The 25,241-nt window shown below is 68.3% G+C and carries 16 protein-coding genes and 2 pseudogenes; 9 read left to right on the top strand and 9 right to left on the bottom strand.

Annotated features, from left to right (window positions below; all coding sequences use genetic code 11):
• Positions 1-64 precede the first annotated feature (64 nt).
• Positions 65-1,471, top strand: coding sequence for a TerD family protein (locus OG787_RS23110; RefSeq protein ID WP_405536252.1), 1,407 nt, complete (start codon positions 65-67; stop codon positions 1,469-1,471).
• A gap of 101 nt (positions 1,472-1,572) precedes the next feature.
• Here the strand turns inward: OG787_RS23110 and OG787_RS23105 are convergent, their stop codons facing one another.
• The 3 genes from OG787_RS23105 to OG787_RS23095 form a co-directional block, all read right to left on the bottom strand.
• Positions 1,573-1,992, bottom strand: a complete 420-nt coding sequence (locus OG787_RS23105; protein ID WP_405536251.1) for a hypothetical protein — start codon at positions 1,990-1,992, stop codon at positions 1,573-1,575.
• Positions 1,989-3,150, bottom strand: a protein-coding gene (locus tag OG787_RS23100; protein WP_405536250.1) for an IS3 family transposase whose coding sequence is annotated in 2 segments (ribosomal slippage) — positions 1,989-2,879 and positions 2,881-3,150 — 1,161 coding nt in all. Because the reading frame shifts where the segments join, the coding sequence is not laid out codon by codon here. The genes OG787_RS23105 and OG787_RS23100 overlap by 4 nt, the downstream gene beginning before the upstream one ends.
• A 46-nt stretch (positions 3,151-3,196) precedes the next feature.
• The gene (locus tag OG787_RS23095) at positions 3,197-3,823 is read right to left on the bottom strand and encodes a hypothetical protein (RefSeq protein WP_405536249.1); all 627 of its coding nucleotides are present in this window, start codon (positions 3,821-3,823) and stop codon (positions 3,197-3,199) included.
• Positions 3,824-5,513: 1,690 nt separating this feature from the next.
• Here OG787_RS23095 and OG787_RS23090 point away from each other — a divergent pair.
• The 8 genes and pseudogenes from OG787_RS23090 to OG787_RS23055 all read left to right on the top strand — a co-directional run bounded on the left by OG787_RS23090 (position 5,514) and on the right by OG787_RS23055 (position 12,679).
• On the top strand, positions 5,514-6,974 hold the full coding sequence (locus OG787_RS23090) for a class I SAM-dependent DNA methyltransferase (RefSeq protein ID WP_405536248.1): 1,461 nt from the start codon (positions 5,514-5,516) through the stop codon (positions 6,972-6,974).
• Positions 6,971-7,927, top strand: a complete 957-nt coding sequence (locus tag OG787_RS23085) for a BsuBI/PstI family type II restriction endonuclease (protein ID WP_405536247.1) — start codon at positions 6,971-6,973, stop codon at positions 7,925-7,927. The genes OG787_RS23090 and OG787_RS23085 overlap by 4 nt, the downstream gene beginning before the upstream one ends.
• The gene (locus OG787_RS23080; protein WP_405536246.1) at positions 7,924-8,049 is read left to right on the top strand and encodes a DUF6959 family protein; all 126 of its coding nucleotides are present in this window, start codon (positions 7,924-7,926) and stop codon (positions 8,047-8,049) included. Before OG787_RS23085 ends, OG787_RS23080 begins: the two co-directional genes overlap by 4 nt.
• A gap of 1,156 nt (positions 8,050-9,205) precedes the next feature.
• Positions 9,206-10,138 (top strand): annotated as a pseudogene (locus OG787_RS23075) (IS481 family transposase); the annotation flags it as partial.
• Between the two features lie 487 nt (positions 10,139-10,625).
• Positions 10,626-11,093 carry a hypothetical protein gene (locus tag OG787_RS23070; RefSeq protein WP_405540824.1) on the top strand — a complete coding sequence of 156 codons (468 nt, stop codon included), beginning with the start codon at positions 10,626-10,628 and terminating at the stop codon, positions 11,091-11,093.
• Between the two features lie 170 nt (positions 11,094-11,263).
• The gene (locus tag OG787_RS23065) at positions 11,264-11,545 is read left to right on the top strand and encodes a type II toxin-antitoxin system Phd/YefM family antitoxin (RefSeq protein WP_405536245.1); all 282 of its coding nucleotides are present in this window, start codon (positions 11,264-11,266) and stop codon (positions 11,543-11,545) included.
• Between the two features lie 4 nt (positions 11,546-11,549).
• Positions 11,550-11,830 (top strand): annotated as a pseudogene (locus tag OG787_RS23060) (type II toxin-antitoxin system RelE/ParE family toxin).
• A 447-nt stretch (positions 11,831-12,277) separates the two neighbouring features.
• On the top strand, positions 12,278-12,679 hold the full coding sequence (locus OG787_RS23055) for a hypothetical protein (protein WP_405536244.1): 402 nt from the start codon (positions 12,278-12,280) through the stop codon (positions 12,677-12,679).
• Positions 12,680-12,801: 122 nt separating this feature from the next.
• Here the strand turns inward: OG787_RS23055 and OG787_RS23050 are convergent, their stop codons facing one another.
• The 6 genes from OG787_RS23050 to OG787_RS23025 form a co-directional block, all read right to left on the bottom strand.
• Positions 12,802-14,157, bottom strand: coding sequence for an alpha/beta fold hydrolase (locus OG787_RS23050; protein ID WP_405536243.1), 1,356 nt, complete (start codon positions 14,155-14,157; stop codon positions 12,802-12,804).
• A 219-nt stretch (positions 14,158-14,376) separates the two neighbouring features.
• Positions 14,377-14,901, bottom strand: a complete 525-nt coding sequence (locus tag OG787_RS23045; RefSeq protein WP_405536242.1) for a hypothetical protein — start codon at positions 14,899-14,901, stop codon at positions 14,377-14,379.
• 56 nt (positions 14,902-14,957) lie between these two features.
• A complete protein-coding gene (locus OG787_RS23040; RefSeq protein ID WP_369030148.1) occupies positions 14,958-16,724 on the bottom strand; it encodes a hypothetical protein in 1,767 nt (588 codons plus the stop codon).
• A 77-nt stretch (positions 16,725-16,801) separates the two neighbouring features.
• Positions 16,802-19,006 carry a hypothetical protein gene (locus OG787_RS23035; protein WP_369030149.1) on the bottom strand — a complete coding sequence of 735 codons (2,205 nt, stop codon included), beginning with the start codon at positions 19,004-19,006 and terminating at the stop codon, positions 16,802-16,804.
• Positions 19,003-21,693, bottom strand: a complete 2,691-nt coding sequence (locus OG787_RS23030; RefSeq protein ID WP_405536241.1) for a hypothetical protein — start codon at positions 21,691-21,693, stop codon at positions 19,003-19,005. Before OG787_RS23030 ends, OG787_RS23035 begins: the two co-directional genes overlap by 4 nt.
• Positions 21,690-25,226 (bottom strand): tubulin-like doman-containing protein, encoded by a 3,537-nt coding sequence (locus OG787_RS23025; protein ID WP_405536240.1) that lies wholly within the window; start codon positions 25,224-25,226, stop codon positions 21,690-21,692. Before OG787_RS23025 ends, OG787_RS23030 begins: the two co-directional genes overlap by 4 nt.
• Positions 25,227-25,241: the final 15 nt, after the last annotated feature.

Raw genomic sequence — 25,241 nt, 5'->3', positions numbered from 1 at the left:
GTTCTGGTCCTGATGTGACAAGGTGGCTCGAAGGTGATGCGGGAATTCTGTGGAGGTGGGCGAGATGCCGGAACTCCGTAAAGGCGAGAACACGGCGGTTGGCTCGGGGCGTGTCACCGCCGAGCTGCACACTGTGGGCGATCCGGTGGACCTCAGCGCGCTCTTGGTCGCCGCGGACGGCAAGGTCAGGTCCGACGACGACCTGGTCTTCTACAACCAGCCCTCTGCGGAGTCCGGTTCGGTCCGGCACCTCGCCGCGGACGCCGAGGGTCCCGAGCGCATTGAGATCGACCCGGCCACTCTCCCCGCGGATGTCGATCGGGTTGTCCTGGTGGGCAGTTGCGACCCCGACGACGCCACGCGCACCTTTCACGACGTGAAAGAGGTGCTGGTACGTGCTGTCCAGCAGGGAGCCGATCCGGTCCGCTTCTGCCCGCCTGCCCTCATAGACGGTGAACGCGCCGTGCTCCTGATGGAGTTGTACCGCCGAGGCCTGACGTGGAAGCTCCGCGCCATCGGCCAGGGTTACGCCAACGGACTGGCCGGCCTAGCCACCGATTTCGGGATCCAGGTGGAGGAGTCACAGGAGCCGCAGGGGCAGTCCGAGGCGGAACAGGCAGACACGGAAGAAAGCAGGTCCACGCTTCACGCCGTGCCTACGGCGGAGACTCCCGGGCAGGCCGAGCCGATGCCGCCGGCCGCTGCTTCCGCCGTCCCGACGAGCCTGCGCAAGCCTCCGCTCGGCACGGTCAGCCTCGAAAAGGGCGGCCAGGTCTCCATGAGCCTGGACAAGAGCGACCGCGAGTTGGTGGTCACCGCCTCACTCGAGTGGGACGGAGGGAGCGAGCGGCGCCGCAGACAGGGCGCCGACCTCGACCTGTACGCCTTGTTCGTACCCGCCTCGAAGGCTCTGCGCGGAGGTAAAGCGCCCGGCGCCCTGGTCAAATCCAGGCACAGGGCACAAGGGGTGCCGTTGAGACCTGGAGCGACTGTGCCCGCGACTGCTTCAGGGGCGACGGCAGCGTCAGGAACAGCGAAGAAGGGCAAGGGCGCTGATGTCGTCTACTACAAGCGCCTCGGCTCGGTGAAGGGCCGACCCTACATTCGCCTCGATGGCGACTCACGTGTTCCGGGGCGCGAGTCACTTCGTATCGTTCGTCCCAGCGAGCAGGGCTACGTTCTCCTCTGCGCCTATTCCGCGGTCAGTAACGGCATCGGATCCTTCCGCAGCTTCGGCGCGAAGATCGTCATTGCGGACGGGCGGGGGTCCACCGTCACCGTCCCGCTCTTCGAGAACACCAAGACCCGCTATTGGGTGGCCATCGCCCTCGTCGACTTCACCGAGGCCGACGGAGCGGCGATCCACCACATCGAGGCCTACAGCGCCCGCATGACCGAACGCCGCCCGGTTCTCCACCCGGACGGGACCATCGAGATGAACGCGGGACCGGTCGAATTCAAGAGACGCTGAACGCCTCGTCCACATCGGTGCGGACGAGAAGTTCTCGACCGGGTGACGCGTGGACGGTCAGCAGGGCAGCAAGAATCCTGGCGTGCTGCTCAGCCGGAGGTTCAGTCGCCCGAGTGCCCCCAGAAGCGGATCTCCTGGGGCTTGCCCTCGTTGTCGTGCAGCACCGCGCACCGTCCGACCCAGCGAGACCGAGGGAAGACGTCGAAGTCCGGGACGTGCGCGCGGGTCAGTTTCTCCGTCCCGAGCAACTCAAGTGCCTCCTCGGCCGTCACGAGCTCCACGGTGTTGTAGTCGGGGGTGTCGTCCGGTCCCAGTACGACGAAGACATCGAGGACCGAGTGGGTGCCGGCCTCATGGACCAACTCGACCTCCCACAGCTCCTCCAGAGTCCGCGGCCGAGGCTCCCGCTCCGCCTCCGGTCGCCAGTCGGCACCGTTGACCCAGTAGTAGTCCCCTGCCTCGAACACCTCACGCCGCAGTTGCTGGGGTCTGGTGCAGGTTTGGGTGACAGGTTCGGTCACGCGGCCTGGAGGGCCGGTGTGGTCATGACGGTCTCGAATTCGACGGGGGTCAGCCGGCCGAGTGCGGCTTGTCTGCGGCGCCGGTGGTAGGTCCTCTCGATCCAGGTCACGATCGCGATCCGCAGTTCCTCGCGAGTGGCCCAGGATCGGCGGTCGAGGACGTTCTTCTGCAGCAGGCTGAAGAAGGACTCCATGGCCGCGTTGTCGCCTGCCGCGCCGACCCTCCCTATCGAGCCGACGATCCGGTGCCGGTCGAGGGCCCGGACGAACTTCCGTGACCGGAACTGCGATCCGCGATCGCCGTGCAGAATGCACCCGTCGACGTGTCCACGCCGGGCAACAGCGTCGTTGAGGGCTGTGACGGCCAGGCGGGACTTCATCCGCGTGTCGATCGAGTAGCCGACGATCCTCCTGCTGAAGACGTCCTTGATCGCACAGAGATACAACTTCCCTTCACCGGTGGCGTGTTCGGTGATATCGGTGAGCCACAGCCGGTTCGGGCCATCCGCGGTGAAGTCACGGCGGACCAGGTCGTCGTGGACCGGCGGGCCGGCGTTCTTGGTACTGCCGCGCTTCTTGCCGAACACGCTCCACCAGTTGTTGTCCCGGCAGATCCGCCACGCGGTCCGGTCGGCCATGCCGGATCCCGCGCTGCGGGCCTCGTCGGCCAGGAACCGGTAGCCGAACTCCGGATCCTCGCGGTGCGCGTCGAACAACGCGTTCGCGCGTGTGGCCTGCTGGAACTCGGCATCGGTCACGGGACGTTCGAGCCAGCGGTAGTAGGGCTGGCGGGCGAGTTTCAGGACCCTGCACGTGAGAGTGACGGGAATTCCGCCCGTGGCCAGCTCCTTCACGAGCGGGTAGATCCTTTCCCGGCAGATGCGCCTGTGACAGGTAGGCCGCGGCCCGGCGCAGGACCTCGTTCTCCTGCTCCAGCAGCTTGATCCGCCGGCGTGCTTCCCGTAGTTCCGCGTTGTCCTGGCTGGTCGATCCGGGCTTGGTCCCGTCGTCGATGTCCGCGCGGCGCATCCACTTCCACAGCGTCATCGCATGCACTCCGAAGTCGGCGGCCACCTGCTCGACCGTCACGCCCGGGCCGCGGTTCCTCGCGACCCGCACGACGTCTTCGCGGAACTTTTCCGGATAAGGCTTGGGCACAGCGACATCCTTCCCACCCGCCCCACAGGGCAAGCCAGTTCAGATGTCACCCGATCGTGCAGCAGACCCCCATGGTGCCGTCGCCCTTCGGTAGGGGAGGATGCAAGAGAGTGCCAACGATCGAGAGCACGGCGGGGTGGGGATGAGGCAGGGGGACTCTGAGCCTGTGGTCGGCACTGCTCAGCCGACGGGCCGAGAGGCACGCGAAGTCTGGGGCGCAGAGGCGTACTTGATCCTCGTGGGCGTAGCGCAGACGTACCACGCTGTGATCACTTACAAGGAGTTGGCCGAAGAAATCCAGAGCAGGACTGGAATCCGGACCAAGACTCTCCTGCACAACTGGATCGGTCCTGTCTTGGGCTGGGTGGTGCGTGAAGCGCACCGTCGTGGTGACCCACCACTGACAGCTCTGGTGGTCCACACAGACGACGGCAAGGTAGGCAGCGGCTACAAGGAAGTCCTGGCGGTCGCTGAAGAGTCGCCAGTAGATGACGAGCTGGAACGTGAGCACCACGCTGCCGACGCCCGCCTTGCTTGCTACCGCCGCTTTGGGGCAACCCTGCCACCTGGTGGTGGCGTGCCGGCACTCGCCCCCAGATTGCAAGCCGCTGTCGAACGCCGCCGCGAGCGTGCTGATAAGCCCGCTCGGGTTTGTGAGCGTTGCTTCGTCCAACTGCCTTCGACGGGCCTCTGCGATTCGTGCGGATAGCCGATGACTGCTTCGTCCCGAAGCAACTGGGGTGGGGGCTGTGCCTTGGGCTGGTGTGTCTCTCAACTGGGCTGATGGTCCGCAGGCGTTCGTGCTTGTCCGTCGGTGGTTGTCGGCGTTGTCACGCAGTTAGACACTCAGCACCACCCCGGTGCATCCAGCGATGGTCATCCCGGTCAAGGCCTCTGAGGATCCACGGGGCTCGAGACAGGGGCTGACCGCTGTGGCGGTTCGCTGCTGCTGAACACTGCAACCAGTGTCGCCCCGCCTAACGCCAAGAGCATGGCGGTCGAAATGTCATCATTGTGACGATTCGACCTTGAAGCGGTCCCTTGTTAGGTTGATCGCCCGGTTGGGTCGACAGGTGGGGGAGGCCGTGGAGTTCCGCGGTTCAGTGGTGTCATTCGAGCGCGCAGTCGAGAAGAAGTTGCTGCGGGCCCAGATCGTCAGTGTTGAGCAGCTGCTTGCGTTGAACGAGCGCGAGCTTCGATCGTTGCCTGGGATAGGACCGACGACCATAACGCACATCGTCTCGGCGCTGAAGGAGGCAGGACTAGCTCTAGCTGCTGACCCCTACGCGGCGTATGAGTGTGCACGCCATTCAGACGTCGCCCGGGACGCCGAACTGCGAGCGTACTTCCTTTGCAACTCGTGCAGGGAGGCCTACGGTCACCTCGCCTTCGGCGATCGGAGTCCGGAGTGGGTGTCGAGGGAGCAGGTCGAGGGGTACTGCGGCCACTGTAATGAACGTCGAGGAGTGCGCCTCACCCAGTGGTTTCTTTGCGGTACCTGTGACCGTGTCGTCCGATCGATCGGGCGGGGCCTTGCGTCTGCCAAATATGTTGAATCGGTGTGGGCGGACACATTCGAGGGGGCTTCGGGGCTATCACTGCGGGAAACCGATCCTGTTGAGTTGCGTCCTCGGGGGCAGAGGTCAGACGCGGATCGGGTGGCGATAGCTGACTTCGTGGCCGATTACGTGTCAGGTGAAGCTGCGCTTGGGATCGAACTTAAAAGCGGCCGCAGTGCACTTACTGGAGGTGGCGTAGGAAGTCCCATGTCGCAGTTCCAACTTGACGCAACCGACTGCGATGACATAAGGGCGGCCGCAGTAGCGTTGAAGATCCCAATTTTCTTGGTCCATGCCCAGGTTATCGGGCGAGCGCACGCACCGACAGAACGGTATGTAGGAGTGGGGTTGTGGTTCGCCCGACCGTGGGACATGCTCCAGCACCTTGAATCGGTCCGAAGGCGTCCACGCGAAACGAGAGATGCTGCTTATTTTAGGACTGCTATGTTCCGGCCTTTCGCAGAGTTTCCCGCCTATGTGAAGGGCCGATTTTGTGCTGATTTGGAATCCATGCACCGTGATGGTTTTCCTATCCTGTACCAGCGCTGACTTGAATTGCGAGTTGCATCGAGGTCGGCGGAGCGATTTTGGTGCGAGTTACCATGGGGCCCCTTAAGATTCCGACGATTCTGGTAGTCTCTGGATCTGTTTGTAAAATAGAGGCTTGGGGTCATGGCATGTCAGCGGCTGGCACAATGAACTGCCGCAGGTCGTCAGTCGCCCTGTCGAGCTGGAGTTCGTCCAGCGACGCCCGCGTGTATATCCACCAACGACCCCAAGGGGGGCCGTGAGAGGATCACGGACGTGAAACTGATCGAGAACACCGAGGCACGCCGGGTGGAGGCGCTCAGTGTCCTTGCCCCTGAAACCCAGGCCGCCTTGGGGCAGTTCTTTACCCCTGCACCAGCCGCTGCCCTGATCGCCTCGATGCCTCGCCTAGACGCGCTGAGTAATACTGTGCGCGTTCTGGACCCCGGCGCCGGGGTTGGCTCGCTGACCGCCGCACTGGTGGTCCGACTGCATGAAGAGCGCCCCGGCGTGGACGTTCACGTCGTTGCTGTGGAGACCGACCCGCAGGTTGTGCCCTACTTGCAGGCCACGCTCGAGGAATGTAGGGCAACCTACGGCACCACTTTCGACCTCGTGCAGGGCGACTACCTCACCGACGATGATGCACTCATCGACGGGCCGTTCGACCTCGTCGTCGCCAACCCACCCTACGGAAAGCTCGCCGCAGGCAGCCTGCACCGTACGCGCACTGCGCACCACCTGGTCGATACCAGCAACATCTACACGGCCTTCTGGGCCAGGGCCACAGCCACCCTTGCCCCCGGCGGTCAGATCTCGATCATCGTGCCCCGCTCCTGGGCCAACGGCACCTACCACCGCGCCTTTCGTCGGTGGATGCTCGACCGCACCAGCCTCGACCTCCTCCACGTCTTCGAGAGCCGCAACACAGTCTTCGCCGACACCGGCGTCCTCCAGGAAAACGTCATCGTGGTTGGCACACGGGGCGAGCAGCAGCCACAGGTCGTCCTGTCGGCGTCGATCGCGCACGACGACGCCCCGCTGCGCCGCACCGTCCCGTTCGACGCCGTGGTCCTGCCCGGGGATCGCGAGCGGTTCGTCCGCTTCGATGACTCCGCTGCCGTGCCGCCGGCAGTCTCGTTCACCTTGGCCGACCTGGGCTTGGGCGTCAGCACGGGCAAGGTCGTCGACTTCCGTAACCGCGAACACTTGACCGGAGACCTCAGCGCCGACAGTGTCGTGCCGATGGTCTACCAGGCCAACGTGCGCGGCGGAGAGATCGAGTGGCCACAGCGCCCCGCGAAGAAGCCGCAGGGTTTCTCCCCCAGCACCGAGGCCGCCCGCAAACTGCTCCTGCCTGAAGGGCACTACGTCGTCATTAAGCGCTTCTCCGCGAAGGAGGAGAAGCGGCGCGTGGTCGCGGGCGTCTGGAAGCACGATGGCCCAGTTGCCCTGGACAATAAGACCAACTACCTGCACGAGAAGAAGGGGCCTATCGACCCTCAGCTCGCGCACGGGTTGATGCTCTGGCTGAACTCCTCGACACTCGACGCGATCTTTCGCACCTTCTCCGGGCACACCCAGGTCAACGCCGGGGACGTCAAGACGCTCCCCTTCCCCTCCCGCGACGACCTGGTGCGCTTGGCACAGAACGCGCCGGAATGGCTCCCAGAGCAGTCAAAGCTCGACGCCCTCGTGGCTGACTTGTTCCCCGCTGTCGTAGGCTCCGCAGAGTGATCAGCACTTTACGAGCATCTGTCGAGAACGCTAGCGCCCTCCTGCAAGCCTTCGACTTCGACAAGGTCCGCTGCAATGACAGGTCCGCCCTGACGGCCCTCGTGCTGCTCGGCCTGGAGCCAGGCGAGCCGTGGGACACGGCGACCAACCCGCGTCTCGGCGTCACGGAAGTTATGGGCGTCATTGCGGAGAAGTGGGGTAAGGAGTACGCCCCGAACTCGCGGGAGACCTTCCGCAAGCAGACGCTCCACCAGTTCGTCGACGCGGGGTTCGCTGAGCACAACTCCGATGCTCCCGAAGGGCGCGCGGTCAACTCCTCTAAGAACAATTACCGGATCGCTCCGGCTGCTCTGTCCGTAGTGCGTCTCTTCGGCACCCGGGGGTTCCAAGATGCCCTCGACGCCTGGATAGCCGAAGCTCCCACCCAGCAGGCCGCTTACAAGGCCACCCGCGAGATGCAGATGCTCCCGGTCACGCTGCCCGACGGTTCTCTGTTCAGCCTCTCTCCCGGTGGCCAGAACCCCCTGATCCGGAACATGGTCGAGGAGTTTTGTCCTCGCTTCGCCCCCGGTGGACAGGTGCTCTATCTGGGGGACGCCAAGGATCACCGCTACGACATCCGCCAAGACGATGTCTTCGCACGTCTCGGGTTGGCCTTCGACGAGCACGGCAAGAACCCGGACCTCGTGGTCTACGACGAGCAGCGCGGTTGGCTTTTCCTGATGGAGGCCGTCACTTCTCACGGACCGATCGACTTCGGACGGCGTGAGCACCTGAAGAACCTCTTCGCGACGGACAAGGCAGGGCTGGTGTTCGTGAACTGCTTCCCGGACCGCGCCACGATGCGCAAGTGGCTGGCCGACCTCGCATGGGAGACCGAAGCCTGGGTGGCTGACGCGCCTGACCACCTGATCCACCTGAACGGCTCACGGTTCCTAGGCCCCTATGAGTGAGCCTCTTCAGCTCGCGCTCTGATTGTCGGGACTCCGCCGGCCTTCTTCTGGCGGACGTGGATGCTCTGTTGGCGCGGTACGAGGCTGCGGTGAACGAGCACGGGATTCCGCGGCCGTACTGAGTTGTTGGACCATCAGCTTGGGAAGCTTGGGTCTCTTGGCGGCTGTCGCTGCGCTGACCTGCGGCGGGGTGGTGTCGGAGCGTGGTCGCACCCGTGACGAATCCCCGTGGTTCCCCGCACGACCTGGCACGCGAAATGGCACGGTCCCTTCACCCCGCACGTTCCTTGGCGGAGTGGGGGTCCCAGAGGGCCTGAGCCTCAGCCGACGACAGCCAGCCACGATGGCGAGTCAGCCGACCGTGCACGCGCGCGTGTGCCTCGCTGTACCCCTGCTGGCCTGAGCCACGTTGTCGGCCGTCGATCAGAGTAAGGCGCTACGGCGGAAGCGTATGGGTGGCACCCAGCGCGATGACCTCGTTGTCCGGAATCGATTTGGATAAGGATGCCACCTTGGGCTGAGGTGGATTTCCTGCGTTGATGGTCTAAAAGTCCACACCTGCTCGTCCCGGTCTGCTGGCGTTGTCACGCAGTTAGACACTCATCGCATCATCTAGTCCGCTTGCCTCAGCCCCAATGGTGCCTTAAACGGGACTCGGCCCAGAAAGATGATCAAGATCGAGTTCCTCGCTGCGGCGATACCTGGAGAGCGGGTAACGATCTTCTGACACGACATCAGCTTCGATCATGTCGACCGCCGTCATAACAATTGGAGTCTGATCGCGTCGTGCAGGAGTGCATTTCTGAGCCCACGATCGAGCCAAGGCTATCCAAAGCCAGTGAATATCCTCTGGTAGTACGTCTGATTTCTGGATCTCGCGAGCGATCCTGTCAGAGGAGGCTTTCGGCGTCATGTCGTCGTTATGAAGCCACTGTCTAACATGTGCGCTTAGCGGGATGTCGAAGTTACTGTCTTCGCCGCTAGCAGTGGATAGGCTGGGAAGAGCATCAGAGTAGAGGATGACGCAGAGGGTCAGGCTGTATGGGGTACCTTCTGACCACCTGGCAGGGCATTCTACTCGAAGTTGACATACTTGACGCAGCGCTTCTCCTTCAGCGCTGTCTTTTTCAAACCAGTAGAGAAAGTTGTAACTCAGTCGGTCTGCTGAGGTTTGTCCGGTCCCGGGAGATGCTTGACACTTCGGTCCCAGCTTGGTTGACGGTGGCCGTGATCGGCTTTGCTGTGCGCGTTGTTTCGGCGCGTGGCGGGAGGCCGCGATTGGCTCTGGTGGAGTTGTCGGTTGTCGAGCAGAGGTACCGGGCTGTTCTGGCGGTGCTGGCCGGTGTGACGGTGACGGAGGTCGCCGCTCAGTTGGGCGTCTCGCGGCAGACGTTCAGTGGGTGGAAGTCGCGGTATTCCGCTGCTGGTCTGGCGGGGCTGGTGGACCGGTCGCGCGGGCCGGCTTCGTGTCCGCATCAGGCTTGTGCCGAGGTGGAGGCGGCTGTGTGTGAGCTGCGGCGCAAGCATCCTCGGTGGGGTCCGCGGCGGATCGCTCATGTGCTGGAGCGGTCGGCGGCGGTGGCGCCGGTGCCGTCGCGGATGACGGTGTATCGGATCCTGGTCCGTAACGGGCTGGTGGAGCCGGGGGTAAGGCGTCGGAAGCGGTCGGATTACAAGCGCTGGCAGCGGGACCGGCCGATGCAGTTGTGGCAGATGGACATCGTGGGCGGGGTGATGCTGGTCAACCCGGTGACCGGCGAGCTGACCGAGGCGAAGGTCGTGACCGGTGTGGATGACCATTCCCGGTACTGCGTGATCGCGTCGGTGGTCGAGCGGGCGACGGGGCGGGCGGTGTGTTCGGCGTTCGTGCGGGCTTTGCGGGCGTTCGGGGTGCCGGAGGAGGTGCTCACGGACAACGGGAAGCAGTTCACCGACCGGTTCGGGCAGGGTGGTGAGGTGTTGTTCGACCGGATCTGCCGGGAGAACGGGATCGCGCACCGGCTGACGTAGCCGGCGTCGCCGACCACGACGGGAAAGGTCGAGTGGTTCCATCAGATGCTGCGGCGTGAACTCCTCGACGACTGCGGCGCGTTCGAGAGCATCGGTGTGGCTCAGGCGGCGCTGGATGCGTGGGTGCAGGAGTACAACTCCGTTCGTCCGCATCAGGCGTTGGACATGCGGTCTCCTGCCGACCGGTTCACTCCGGTTCCCGAGTCGGAGCGGGGCGCGCTGGGCGTGTGGGTGCCTGGAGTGCTTGCGATGGTGCCGCAGCAGCGGGCGGCTCCCGCTGTGGTGCCGGATCCGGCCGAAGCGCCGGCTGTTCCTGCCGGTCCGTCTGAGGCGGCCGCGGCCGCGGCGGTGGTGGCGGTGGAGCAGGGCGGGCCGGTGGAGTTCGAGCGGGTGGTCCCTGCGAGTGGGAATCTGCAGGTGGCGGGCAAGCAGTTCTGGCTCGGTCCGGCCCGGTCGGGGCTGACGGTGACGTTCTGGGCCGACACTGCGGTGATCCATCTCCTGGTCGCCGGGACGCGGGTCGAGAGCGTGCGTTCGCACCTGTCGGTGGCGGATCTCGTGCAGTTGGCGGCTCGCGGGGATCGTGCGGCTGGACCGGCACCGTTGCCGGCCGGTGATGCGGCCGCGTTCGAGGTGGACCGGGTGGTGAACAACGGCGGGCTGGTGGGCCTGGGCGGGCGGGCATCAGGTGCTGGCGGCGGAGATCCTGGGCGGCCGTCAGGTAGGCATCCGGATCGATGGCGAGACGTTGTCGTTCTTCGATCCGTCCTCGCGGGAACTGCTGCGGGTGCAGCCCAACCCGCTCACCGGCGACGAGGTCCAGCGGTTGCGCGGTCTGCGGCCCGCGGGCCCGCCGCCAAGGCCGAGAGTGGAGCCGGTCCGTGTGCAGCGGCGGATCAGCGCGACGGGCACGGTCATGGTCTGTCGGCAGGTTGTCTCGCTCGGGCGGACGTACGCGGGGCAGACCGTGACGGTCTACGTGGCGGACTCGACGATCACCGTCGAACTGGACGGCCAGGTCCGCGTCATCCGGCGCACCACCGACATCCCCGTCCGCCACGTGAAAGCGAACAAACCCTACGAAGTTCCCGATGTTGTCCAGGCCCACCGTCAAGCATCAACTGGGACCAGAACGTCAGCCATCACCTGGGACTAGACAGCCCGGTTCTGTGGCTGGTCGGGGCTTTGAAGTCGTGGGCGCAGACTGGGAGGCGGATCCTGCGCTCGCCTGCCCGCTCCCGGATCGTACTCGCGGAGATCGATGGCGCCGTGCCCATCCCAATCCGGGACACCCCCACCCTCATGTACATCTGACACATTCGTGACATGGCTGATCCAGTGATCGAATCCATGGCCGATGTCCGCAGTCACCTCGCTGACGTCATCGATCGTGCCCGCCGGGAGGGCACGCCGACGATCATCACTCGGCGGGGCAAGCAGGAAGCTGTTGTGATCGACATTCAGGAGTACCAGCGGCTGCGGGAGATCGCGGAGAGCGCTGAGGAGGCTTGGCTCAATCGGTTGGCCGACGAAGCCGAGTCCGAGGGGACGGAGGGGGCGGTCTCGCTCGAAGAGATGGCCGCCCTGCTGCGGGCCCGGCAGGGCTGAACTCGTGGGGTACGTCACGCGGTTCACGTCGCACGCTCAGCGGGACATTCTCAAGGTCCCGCGCCCGGATGCCCTTCGTATCCTGCACCGCCTCGCCGAACTCCAGAAAGCACTGGACGTTGGCGACACCGCACCGTTCGACATCAAGGCCCTTCAGGGGTAAGGCGCCCGCTGGCGGCTCAGAGTCGGCGACTACCGCGCCGTTTACACCGTTGGGGACGGTCAGCTGATCGTGTGGGTCCTGGCCACGGCAAGCGTCGCGAAATCGACTGCCAACTTCCATAGGCCCCTGCGGTGTAAGCAGCGCCGACCGTCCGCCGGCGGGCAAGGGCCCGTATAGGACGAACATCTTGCATTCTGGCGGCGACCTATGGCGCCACCACGGTGATTTAGCCGTCAATCACGTGCGTTGAGCCAAAAGTGGACACGGTGCTCACCTCTGGCTAGGATCGATTAACGGATGCCACGCTTGAAGAACCAATCGGCAGGCAAGGCGGTCGGCGTCCCAAGGCCGGAGTCAACCGGCTTATCAATGACAATCTGCGTAATTCGATGCGATGCACGGCCTACCCCGCATGTTTGAACCAGAGGGTCGGGTGCAGCCCTCGGTGGCGGGCGCGTGGACCCACGTGACGGCGTACGTCGAACATTCGCGATTCACCGCTGCGGCCCGCACTTTAGGTAGTCCGGCGCTCTCGACAAAGCCGTCTGAAATCAGTACGGGAGTCTGACATGCAGAATTTCAGCAGCGTCAAGAGGAAGACACTCAGCTCCGTCGCGGTCTTGGCCGCGCTGACACTTGCTGCATCCGTGGCAGCAGTCGGCACGGCGCAAGCAGCCGTGAAGGTCACTGTCACTGGAACGGTGAGTTGCGCGAAATTCGATGATTCAGTACCGAAGACGGTGACAATAACCCCCAAGAAGGGGGTTGCCGGCGAGGATGAACCGCCGGGCGAGGAAAAGGTCGAACAGTACACGATCAAACTCACAGGCATTCCGAATACTGGCACGACCGCCACCTTCAAGGTTGTCTGCGAAGACGATGAAGGTGACACGAATACGTACAAGAACAAGAACGTCCCGATCAAGAAGCCTCCGAACGGTCCCTTGACCGTCAATCTTCCCGTGGCATAGCGGCTCCCTGAGCTTGGATCTGCGCGCCCGCCCCGACACCGTGGGGCGGGCGCGCACGTCACTCTGGATGCGGCGGCGACCGGGCCTCGGTCGCCGCCGAACACGCGCGGTCGCTCACGCGCTCACGGCAGGACCGGCAACACCCCGCAGTTCGACCTCGCCGGCTCCCCCGACAACCGGTCCGTCAGCCAGCTCACCGCGCTGCCCTGATCTGCCAGCAGCGGGGCGAAGTGGTTCAGGAGGGGGCTGATCACGTTCGGGAGGATCACCGGGCGGTACGTGACGTTCGCGCCCTTCGCGCACCAGTCCGTCGCCAGGCGGCGGGCCTGGCCGTGCGGTACCAGGTTGTCGCTGGTGCCTGTTGCCACGCGTACCGGGCTTGACGGTTTGAGGTTTCCGATGCGTTGGCTGTTCAGGAACGTCTGGAGGGCCGGGGTCGACGCGATGATGTCGGAGATGGACTTGCCGTCCGTCGTCCACTTCGTGCTCTTGGTGTAGCCGTAGCTCAGGAGTGCGTCTCCTACGCACATCGTTGAGAGGTCGGCCAAGGCCGATTTGCCCGCTGTGTTCAGGTGGGCCTCCGCTATCGGGCGGAGGGTCGGGTCCGACTGGAGGAAGCCGTTCAGGGACCAGCCCAGGGCGCCCGTCAGTTCGCTGCCGTCGATCGCCTTCGTGACCGCCGTCAGGTCTGCCGGTGGGGCGCCCGCGTAGGTGCCGGACAGGGTGATGTCGGGGGCGTAGGACGGCTGGAGTTCCGCCGCTGCGGCTGTTGCTCCGCCGCCCTGGCTGTAGCCGAACAGGCCCACCCGGGACGTGGAAGTGACCGATGTGCCGGGGAGGTTGCGGGCGGCGCGTACCGCGTCCAGTACCGCGTGGGCCTCGTCCAGGCGGTTGACGTACGTGTGGAGGCGGTCCGTCGCGCCCAGGCCAGCGTAGTCGGTGACGACCACCGCGGCGCCGGTCGCCAGGAGGCGGTAGATCGCGATGTCCTCGTAACCGACCGACACCGTACGGCCGTTGAGGAGCAGGGGGTGCTCCAGGCCCATGGATGCCGCGCACTGGTCGCCCTGGCCCATTGTGCCGGGGGCCACCGCGACCAGCGGGCGCGTGCCGCCGCCCTTCCATGTCGCCGTCGGTTCGATGTATGCGCCGGTGACCGCGACCGGGGCTCCGTTCGAGTCCGTGGACTTGTACATCAGGCGGGTCGCCCGGCCGGGCAGGGGGCCGTCGAGGGTGGGGAGGGAGATGGCGAGGGGGAGGGGTTCGGTGCGGATCAGTGCGCCGTCGGGGGTGGGGAGGGGGGTTGTCGGTGGCGTGTAGAACGCTGGGATCTCCACGCCCCGGGACACGATCGTCTCTGTGGGGGACGTGGTCGTCGCTGCCGTGGCTGTTGTTGCTGTTGCGTACGAGAGTGCCTGAGCGCCTAGACAGGTCGCAGCGGTTACTGCTGCGGCCAGGAGCCGTCTGCGTGCGGGCATGGCGAACCTCCTGTGAAGCGGCTGGCAGGAGTAGGGGTGAGGTGGGGGAGCGGCGGCTTGCTCCGCCCGCGTCCCACGGGTGGAGCAAGTCACCGTCTCTCGGTACCTGTTGCTCGGCGGTTCGCCTGGACCGTACCTACTGGTCGGTTACCTCGGGTAGCAGTCGGTAGGTTACGGTTGAGTAACTTGACTCGCTGTCTAATTGGGGGGAGTTGCGGGTTACGGATTGCAGCCGGGGGTGGTGGTCCGAGGGGTGAAACTGAGGGGGGTGTGAGGCTCCGCCGCGACGGCCTCTTCGTAGGTCGCGCTCGTGACCTCGTACCAGACGGCGTCCTTGGACGTGTCGCCGTCCACGTCGTCCAGGCTCACGCACCAGAGTTCCTGGTGGACCACCCGGGTGTACGTCTCCGTGCCGCTGCGGACGGTCTTGCATGTCCGGGTGCTCCTGCCGGACTTGCCGGACTTGCTGGACGTGGTGCACTTTCGGACCGTGTGCGGGCGGGTCGCCTTCGTCGTCTTGCGGGGGAGGTGGCGTACAGCGTTGCGCAGGCCGGAGACCGTGGGCGGGGCGTCGTCCACGCCCTCGTCCGTGCCCTCGTCGTACTGGTCGCCCGCGCTGTCCCCGCTGACCTTGGAGTCCTGCCGCGAGGCGTCGTCCTGTCCGCCTCCGCCCCCGCACGCGCCGAGGCCGGCCATGAGGACCACCGTCAGAGCAGCCGCCATCAGACGTCTCTTGCTGGACATGTCTTTCTTCCGCCCGTCTTTGTCGCAAAAAGACGGTCAGCCTAACTCCGCACTCCCTACATGACGATCAGTGCGATCCCGATGAGTACGGCGATCACGGCTGCGAAGAGGCCCACCACGCAGCCCACGCTGTTCGTCAGGTCGGAGAAGCGCGACGCCGCGTCCGGGGGCTCCGGTGTCGTGGTGGGCGGTGGCGGGGGAACGGTCTGCTGTGGTCCGTTCGGGCGGGTCAGCAGGACGTGCAGGATCTGCTGCCACACCGTCGGCGGGAGGTCGGGGACCTCGCCGTTCGGCGGGGCGATGACGGTGTGCCGGAGCCAGTTGCCCGCGGTGGGATGGGGGTCGCGGCACATTCTGGCCAGGAGTTCCTGGAGGTCGAGCAGATAGCGGTCGTCGCGGGCCAGGGGGGCCACCGCCCAGGTGAAGAGGTCGGCCGCCCGCTCCGCCAGGGCCGCTCGCGACGTGAATTCGCCCGGCTGCCCGTGGTGGGTCAAGTAGAGGTTGTTGTGCAGTACTTGGGCGCAGAGGGTGTGCCGCATCTCCAGGGGGCGGGTTCGGCGGCGTTCGGCACCGCCCAGTTCGGACAGCACCAAGTCCAGTGCGTCCGGCGGCAGTTCGCCCGTGCGCAGCTCGCGCAGGAGCACCTCGTCGGGCAGTGGGCGCAACATCGCTTCTAGGATGGTGCGTTGCTGGAAATCCCCGCGCCGGTGGTCGCGCAACTCCTCGTGGAGTCCGTACGGTTCGGGGTCGGGCGTACGGCGGGGCTGCGGGGGAGTGATCGTGGGCGCGGGCAGCGGGGGCTTTGGAGACGGCCGGTCCCAGTCCCGGTCCACGTCCGTCAGTTCCTGGAACGGGCGCTCCGCGGGCGGGGTGGGACGTGGTGGTGCCGGCGCCTCCTGACGCTCGCCGTTCCGCCGCTCGACGCCCCGGCCCTCAGCGGTGAGGATCTGCCCGAGCAGGTCCCGTCGCCGTGCCCAGTCCAGCGTCGCTCCGTCGCTCAGCCTCTCCAGCAGCTGGGGTACGCCCGCGGCCGCATCCGGGTGGGCCAGGAGGTGATCGACCAGGTGGATCGCCGCGCGGTGTTCGAACTGGGGGGTGGCGGGCGTACGGCCCATCACCACGCGGGCCAGTGGGCCCGAGCCACCGGTGTCCTGTTCCCAGCGGGGGACGGACGTGAGGCGCAGGGGATGGGTGTCGACCGTGTCGTACGTCGCGAACGTCCACTCGTGGCCCGGCCAGGAGCCGAAGAGGAGGAACAGGCCGAGGTAGACCAGCGGGGCGCCGTCCCGGTCCGGCCAGCCGGGCGGGCTCGTCTCCTCCACGAGCAGCGACACCCGCTGCGCCGGATCGCGCAGCCACTCCGCCGCGACCAGGATCAGGGCCCGCCGTACGCTCTCCAGCCGCCCCAGCATCTCCGGCAGCCGTTGCCTCGCCAGGGCGTCGAGTTGCGCGCACTCGACCGTCGACAGGGTTCCGCTCGCCTGCTCCGCGGACTCCCGGGGCCCCCAGCCGCCGTACGCCAGACCCAGGCACTGACGGGTCTTCAGGGTGCCCGGGGAGCCGACCAGGACATGGCTGATCGTGCTCGGACGGCCGTACGGGTCCTTGGTGGGCCAGCGCCGGGCGAGCAGGATCTCGCCGTCGCGGGACACGGTGCGTACGACGCTGGGGCGGGCCGCGCCCGGGCCGGACACCCACAGCAACGGGCCCAGTTCCCGGCCCAGTTGCTCGGCCCGCTCCGCCGAACAGGAGTGGGCGACCGCCTTCATGCCGGTGCCTTGCCGGCCGTGGTTGCCCTCCCACCGGAAGACCAGCTGATGCACCGACGGGACTGGATGCGCCGATGCCGCCGATGCCGCCGAAGGCGACGAAGGCGCCGACGGCATGTCCTGGAACTCGCTCACTGCTCTTCCTCTCCCCGTTCCCGATCCCGTTGCCGCTCCCGCTCTCGATCCCGTTCACGTCCGGGCCCTCCGGCTCCCCGCGCCCCCGGCACGCCGAACTGCCCGGGTCCCTCCCCGCCCTCCGTCGGCACCGCCTCCCACGCCGCCGCCTCGCCCCGCGCGAACGCCTCGGGGCCGCCCGGGACGTCGATCAGGCCGTGCATCGCGAGCAGGGAGAGGAGGGGTTCCAGTACGCGCCGGGGTGCCGCGCCCGCCGGATAGCGGCCCTGGTCCTCCTGGCCGCCGGTGGCCGACGCGACGTGCAGGGTGCACCGGCGGATCGCGTCGAAGGGGCGCAGCCAGGCCTGGCCCGCGTGCCGGCGCAGGAACGCGTGGACGTCCTGGCTCTCCTCGCGGATGAGGGTGGCGTCCAGCGAGGCGGCCGTCGGCCGGGCCAGCCAGCGGTCGACCGGCGACTGGAAGCGCAGCAGATCCGCCTTGCCCAGCACCATCGTGGCCGCCACCTCCAGGTACTGGCCCGTCTTCGGGAGCCGGTCCAGGACCGTCGCGAAGGCGAGGTCGCCGTCCCGGTTCACCTCGACCCCGCCGCGTTCCCTCGCGTGGTCCAACTGCGGGAGCGGCAGCGCCAGTACGGGGTCGACGACGAACACCAGGGCGTCCACCCCGAGCAGGAACCGCAGGGCCGCGTCCGTGCGTACGAGGTCCTCGCCGCCCAGGTCGAAGAAGGCGACCGGACGCACCTGCCCGTGCGCGTCGGTGATGAGGAGGGACTCGACGAAGCGGGCGAAGCCGTCGAGGCCCAGGGCGGTGGTGTGGTCCAGGACGCGGCCGTTGCGCAGGGGCTGAACCCGTTCCCGTACGAACCGGGCGTGCTGCTCGGGGTTGACCGACTGCCAGCTCAGGCCGAAGGGTTCGAGGCCGCCGTCGGTGATCTCGGCGATCATCTGGGTCAGCAGATGGCTCTTGCCGGTGGAGGACTGGCCGACCATCGCCACCGTCAGCGGGCGGCCGTACGTCAAGTACGGGACGGGGATGAAGTGTTCGGGGAAGTCCGGGTCCGCCGTGCACTTCTGGACCGCGCCGCGCATGACGTCCTGGCGGCGCAGCTTGCCGACGCCCGCGAGGTTCAGGGGCTGGTACTGCATCCGGCTGTCGGTGACGTACAGCGCGCCGAGGTCGAGCTGGATGGTCTCCAGGCAGTACGGGCAGATCACCTCGCTCTCGGTCAGGGCCGTTCCCGCGCCAGGGGTCGAAGGGGCCACGGGTGCCTGGCGTTTGGCGCGCAGGGCCTGTTCGAAGACCTGCCGGTCCTGGTGGCTCTCGTCGGCGGGCGCGAGGAGCGCGGCGCGGCCGGACGCTCCCGGAGACAGCAGGTCGAGGAGCTGGGCCGGGGTCGGGCGGCCGGTCGCCCGGGGGGCGAAGGCGTCCCTCAACGTCTCGGCCAGGACCCGGTGTTCGCCGAGGTCGGCCGGTGCGTGGTCGGCGTGGCCGGGGCGTCCGGTCACCAGCCGGTAGAGCACCTGGGCCGCGCTCCACACCGCGTCCCGGGAGTCGGTCACGCCCTCGCCCAGGCGCTGTTCGGGCGAGGAGTACGGGGCCCGGCCCCACGCGGACCGGGGGCGGCCGACGCGCGCCACGCCCTCAAGTCCCCACAGCTGCAAGGACGTTCCGTCCCAGAGGACGTTGGCGGGCGAGATGCCGCGCGGCACCAGACCCTGGCCGTCCAGCAGACACAGGGCGAGCATCAGGTCGCGGGCGAGGACGCGTTGGTCGGTCGACGACATGACGTGGGTCTTGGCCGCGGTGGCGCCGCGCGGTGGGTCGTACAGGAGGAACGGCTCGTCCGTGTCCAGCTCGTAGCCGATGAGCCGGGGGAACAGCGGGGCGAACTCGGTGCCGTCGACCAGCCGGTGCAGCCGCAGCGCGGTGCCCGCCTCGGTGTCGAGGAGGGCGCGCGCGGCCGGTTCCGTCGCGTCGGCGGCGGACAGCCGCACCTGTACACAGCGCTGCCCCTGGCCCCGGTCGTCGAGCAGGGCGTTGCGGATCAGCGGAGGCAGTTGGGGGTCGCGCCGGGACTCGGGGCCGAAGCGGGCGCGGGCGACGTGGCGTCGCCCGGAGGGGGTGGTGAAGCCGAGCTTGGCGTCGGCGGGGCCCTCGGGACCCGCCGGACGCTCCGGTCCCGGATGCGTGGTGGGGGTCACCAGCTGTCGCCGTCCCCTCGGTCGTACGGGCTTTCGTACTCGTAGCCGTGTCCGTCCCGGAACTCGTAGCCGTTCGCGTTCCTGTGCCCGTCGTCCCCGTCGCCGAAGTCGTCGTGGCGGGGGCGGAAGGTGTCGACGACTCCGGGGCGCAGCGGGGTCAGCCGGAGCAGGCCCGCGTACCGTCCCGACGACGTCCACTCCACCTCCTCCGGGCGGTCCGTACCGTTCGTACGCCAGACCTTCTCGACCTCGTCGCGTACGGCGAGGGGCGCGAACCTGATCCACACGGCCGCCGCCGGATCGCGGCTGAGCAGTGCGCCCTGGTCGGGCGAGGACAGCTGGACCACGGACTGGCGGTCGGTCTCCGCGCCGACCAGTCCGGCCAGTGCGTGCGGGTCGGTGCCCAGCAGGCCGGCCGAGTTGGCGCGGGTGCGGCGGGTGGCGGCGAAGGGGGGTGCGGCCAGAACTCCGTTGTGCCGTAGGTGCCTTCGGGCCGTGGAGAGGAGTTCGGCGACCCGGCCCTCGATCCGGGTCGCGGCGAGCGTGCCGGCCTGGCCGCGTTCCACGGCGCCCCAGTAGGTCGCCATCGCCTTCAGGGCTGCGTCGGTGAGGTCGCGGGCGAGGGTGGCGACCAGCTCCGGGCCGCCCTCGGCGGTCTCGCGGTCCAGCCAGCGGGGGGTGGCGGCGGTGCGGTCCGCCGCCCGGGGCGGGGTGGACACGGGGGGTTCCTCGCGGGGAGCGGGTACGGCGGTGTCCGTGCGGTTCGCCGGGTCGTCCCAGGACGGGGCGTCCGGCCAGGCGTACGTGGTCATCCAGTCGTCGTTGGCGGCCTTGTCGTCGGTGGGGCCGTCGCCGGTCCCGGAGAACGCGTCCGGGGTGCTCGACAGCCAGTCGTCCGCCGGGAATCCGTCGGTGCCGTAGGTGTCGTACGCGGCGGCCCCGACCGTGGCCCGCTCGGGCTCGGGGACCGCTTCGGCCTCCGCCGCCGCTGCCGTCGCTCGCAGTACACCGGCGACCGAACGGGCCGCGTCCGCGCAGTTCAGGCGCTCCTCCACGGCCCAGTGTTCCCGGACGCCCTCGGCGAGGAGGGTGTCCAGGCCTTGCAGGGCCTGGCGGAGGGTCGCGGTGGCGTGGCCGGGTTTCCAGGCGTCGGCGGCGGTACGCCAGAGGCGGCGGGCGGTGTCCGCTGCGGCGCACAGGCCGATGAGGAGACCGGCGGTGCTGAGCCAGAGTGGGGGGTTGGTTGCGTAGGCGACCGATGCGCCGGTCAGGGCGCCGGTCCAGGAGGCCAGCTGGGGGGTCAGTGCCCAGCGGCGCGTGCCTCCCAGGCGGGACTTGGCCAGGAGGGTGGTGGTGAGGAAGAGGAGCGGGACGATCAGGGTGAGTGCGAGTAGGGGGCCCTGCCACAGGGCGCCCAGCAGCGCGGCGATTGTTGCTACGAAGGCGCTGCTCAGCGTTCCGCGCGGAGGGTCGTTGTCAGGGTGCGGGTCCGTTGTGGCTTGTCGCGCAGTTCCCCGCGCCCCTGAGGGGCGCGCCCCTGTCGGGGCGCTGCCGAACGCCGAGAGCTTCCGCGTGAGCGCCGAACTCGGTACCGGTTCCACCCTGCCCGCCAAGGTCGTGAACCTTTGGGCCACTGACCGTAGGGCGAGGCCCTGGGCCAGTAGCTTCTCGGCGTATTCGCGTAGGGACTCGCCGATTCGGTCGCGCATGCCCTCTGCTGTGGGGACTCGTAGGCCCAGGGCCGTGAGGTGGGCCGATGCCTCGGCGGTTGAGGTGGTGCTGGTGGTCAGGGCCCTGCTCACCAGGGACTTGTAGGCGTCCAGGGACTGGCGGGCCTGGTCCAGGTCCGTCTCGAAGGCGGCGCGGCGCGACGGGCGGAGCAGGCCGGGGAGGGTGCGGAGGCCGGCGAGGGCCTCGTCGGCGTAGTCGAGGGCGTCCGCGCAGGCGCGGTACGTGCCGTCCGCCGGGCCGCCCGGTTCGCGGTGCCGTTGGTCCCGGCCGCCCCGGCCGGTCACCAGTGACCGCAGCGGCTCGGGCAGATCGGCGCCGGAGGCGACCGCCGTCGGCGGTGCGTGGTCGGTGTCGTGGCCCGCGAACCGGGTGAGCGCGTCGCGCCAGGCCCGGTCGCGCACCTCGGGGGGAAGGTCCTGTTCGAGGAGGCGTACGCCCGGTGCGGCGACGGCCTCTGGGAGGCACTCCAGGTCGTGGAGGACGCGGAGGTACACGTCCGGTACCGACAGCACGTCCACCAGGACGGCCAGCGCGTCCGGGTCGTCGGGCGCCGGGTGTTCGACCGCCGTGCGCGCGGCGCGCAGGTCACCGGCCCACAGGAGGGCGGTGCCGGAGGTGCGCAGTACCGAGGGGCGCAGCAGGCGCCGGTCGGGCCGGAACGCCTCGTCCTGATCGGCGTACGAGCCCGGCGCGCTGCCCACCAGCAGGACAAGGATCCTCACCTCGCCCACGGCCCGGTAGCCGGAGAGGAGTTCGTACTGCCGCTGGTGGTCGGTGAGGCCGGCCGGGGTGTCGGTCACCAGGAACAGCGGGTCGTCGGGTTCCGGCTGCCCGGCCCGGGCGAGCAGACGGGCGACGCGGGCCCGGAGCGCCTGGGCGGTGTCGAGTTCCGCCGCCCCGGAGCGCAGGTCGAGCTGGATGACGGCGGGGCCGGACCCCATGGTGGGCAGGCTCACTGGGCGTCTCCGTCCCAGGGCGAGCTGTCGCCGTCCCGGTCGTACCGGCGGTCGGTGTCGGTGTCGGTGTCGTCGGGCTGGTCCCAGGGGGCGGAGAAGCGCTCGGTGCCCCGCGCGGAGCCGTTGACCCGGCCGTCCGTGCGGCCGCCCAGGTTGCCACCGGCGGCGCCGTCCCGGGTGGAGAAGCGTGAACTGCCGCCGTACACACCGTCGTTGTCGCGCCCGGCGTTGTCGTCGTGGCTGTCGGCGGACGGCTTCGTGTAGCCGTCGTCCATGGACACGCCACGCGTGTCCGGCTCCGGGATCCGGGGCGCCGTACCCCAGTCGTCCTCGTCGTCGATCAGGCGGCGGGGGGTCTCCGGTTCCGGGCGGCGGCGTGGGGCGGGGGTGCCGCCTCGGACGTGTTCGAGGAGGGTGCGGAGCGTCGGCTGGACCGCTCGCTGGTCGCCGAACTCCGTGTCCAGGGCGGCCGGGAGGGTCTCCGCCCAGAACTCCCAGAGGGGGCGTACCCAGCCCTCGACGCGTTCGCCGTCCCGCTCGCGGCGCTCCGTGAGCAGGGCCAGCTGGCGCGGGGCGATCTCCTCGACGAGTTCGACGAACAGGGGGTGCGGGTCGGTGCCGCTTCTGGTGAGGCCGAGGGGCTGGGCGCCCATCAGTTCGCGGCAGTAGTCCTCGACCGTGCGCTCGTCGTCGAGGACGGTCCAGCGTTCGTACGAGCGGAGCAGTTCCGCCCAGCTCGATACTCCGCCGGGGAAGTCGCCCAACCTGAGCCGTACGCCCGGTACTTGGGGGCCCTTCTCGGGGTGCAGGCGCAGCCGGACGCGGTCCGGGGACGCCGACTCGCCGTCCACGACGTCGACCTGGCCGTTCCACATGCCGCACAGCAGCCGGTGCAGGATGACGCGGCGGTCCTCCTCGCCGCTGACCATCCAGCTGTCCCGGTAGCCGAGGCGCTGGCGCCAGCGCAGGACGTCCTGAGCCTGCTCGTTGTCCTTGGCCCTGGCCCACTGGCGCAGCACCTTGCGGGCCTCGGGCACCTGGGTGAGGCTCATCTCGCTGCGGAACAGGACGACCGTGACCGAATCGCTCTCAACTCCTCTGTATTCGACGGAGTTTCGGGCGTCGGAGGGGAGGCGGAGTGCCTTGCCCAGGTACTGCTCGACCTCGTCCACCGCCTCCACGCGCGGGTAGGTGACCAATACGCGCAGTGGGCCGGTGCCCTCGGGAGTGAAACCGACAGGCAGGAGTCCGGTCAGCTTGCGGCCGAACAGGTCGAGGGCCTCCTTGCTGACCTGGTCGGTGGCGTCCGAGTCCCCCGCTGCGGCGGCCAGAAGCGTACTCATGGACGGCAACAGCGGGCGCTCTTCGAGGCGTTCGCCACCCTCCGCGAACAACCTGGTGATCCTGCCCTCCAGTTGGGCCTTCACGACCGACACCGCGTCGTCGGGGCTGCGCCTGCTGCGGGCGTGGACGTCACGCCAGGTGTCCCCGTCGACCAGCTTCAGCAGCAGCGAGGCCGCGTCCTCCGTCTCGCGCAGGCCCTCGCGGCGGATCAGCCTCGTCACCACGTCCTCGTAGAAGTGGTTGAGGGTGCGCTGCGGCGGCAGGAGGTACGAGATGCCCGTGCGGTCCTCGTACAGTTCCATGCCCTTCTGCGCGGAGACCTTGCGCTCCTGGTCGCTGTGCGCGCGGAAGGCGTTGACCAGCCGGGCGATGTCCGCGCCCGCCGTGTCGGCCTGGGCCCGCCAGTGCTGCTGCTGTTCGCGCCAGGCCTCGTGCCAGATGGTCCGGCAGCGCCACTGGTACCAGGCGTCCTGCTCCTGGAGCGCGGCCTGGACGTCGTCGTCGCCCCAGCGCGCCGGTGACATCCCGGCCAGGCGGCCCTTGATCCGGGGGATCTTGGGCGGCTGTTCCGTCATGCCCGGCGGGCGCTGCGGGGCGCGGGAGCGGTTGTCCAGCATGCCGAGGAAGCCGAGCCGGGCGATCGCGTCGTCGCTCTCCGGGACGCCCCGGACGACGCGGTCGGCGTGGAAGGGGTCCACGTTCTGGAGGAGTTTGTCGATCGCGGGGCGCGGCGAGAAACGGTCGGCCATGGTGGCGGCGGAGCGTTCGGCGACGGACCGCAGGTCGGCAAGGAGCCGCTGCATGTCCGAGACGCGCTCGCCCAGCGCCTGTTCTATGGCCTTGCCGCCGCGCGGCAGCGGTTCGGGGTCCAGGACGGGCAACTGCCTTCGCTCCCACAGCTCTTCGAGGTGGGAGTCGGCGAACAGCTGGCGGATCATCGGCACGGTCGCCTCGCGCAGCGCGGCCCGGGGCCGGTCCACGAGGTCGGTGACCGCCTCCCGCAGCATCCGTCCGGCGACGAGGTCGGCGAGCTGGTCCATGGGGACGGTCATCGACGCGACGAGGCTGGTGGAGACGCCCTGGCGGCCGATTCCGGTCGGGGAGAGGGCACTTCGGTGCACCCCCCGGTTGATGAAGCTCGCGGCGAAGGTCTGGAAGTCGTCGTCGCTGACCGTCGTCCGGCCCCGGGTGCGGGTGTCGCCCAGTTCGGTGCCGATCAGCGACATCACCAGGGACACGATGGAGCGGCGAAGGTCGTCGGGGCGGATACCGGCGGTCGGGCTGAACAGGAACGACGTCGGCAGGATGCCGGTGCGCAGCCGGATCGGCTGGCTGCCCGGGTAGCGGACGCCGAGCCCGGCGGGCTGGTCGAGGTCGCCGATCTCGGCGCCCTCGGTCGGCGCGTTCTGCCCGTCGACCAGCCGGAAGAGGTCCACCAGGGCGCGGGCCGCGTTGAGTTCGGCCTCGCGCCCGCCGCCGGTCGCCGAGGAGAACGACGACGGCATGACGACCAGCGGGTAGATCTTCACGCCGTTGAACCGGCGCAGCTGGAAGGCGTGGTTGATGAGGTGCAGGTAGTCCAGGAAGATCCCGGCGCCGGTCCCGCCCGCCACCGAGAACGCCACGAACACATCGCAGCCGGTGACCTTTCCGCCGCCCAGCTCGGCGAGTTCGCCGCCGGCCCTGGCCATCGCGTCGATCGCCTGGAGCAGCGGCGTCAGGACGGGCGCGAGGCCGTGCCGGAGCGTGGCGAACAGGGCGGCGCGGCCGACGGTGGGCAGCTGTCCGGCGCCGTTGTGGAGCGGGGTGACACGCGGTTCGTCGGTGCGCGGCGGCAGCCAGTCGGCGACCTCGCCGCGCAGACTCGCCCGGAGCATCTTGGTGACCTCGGGCGAGCTGTCGAAGTTCGGCAGCAGGTCGTGGGTCGCCCGTGAGGTACGGGAGTAGGCGGCCCGCAGCGACGGGTCGACGTTGAACTGCGGGAGCCGCATCAGGTCCGACTCGCTGTAGTCCGCGTACACGAACTGGAGGCAGTCGGGCAGCTGGTAGGGCGCGTTGCCGCTGAGGCGGCTCAGGGCCGAGCCGTCGGGGCCGCAGAGTTCGGCGCGCAGCCTGCGTTCCAGCTCGGCGCCGACCAGGCCACCGGTGCCGCCCAGGCCGACGAAGAGCATCGGCTGGAAGATCTTCATGGGTTTCCTCTCCGA

The sequence above is a fragment of the Streptomyces sp. NBC_00075 genome, from assembly GCF_045041225.1.
GTDB lineage: Bacteria > Actinomycetota > Actinomycetes > Streptomycetales > Streptomycetaceae > Streptomyces > Streptomyces adonidis.
This window is presented reverse-complemented; position numbering and strand designations above follow the sequence as displayed.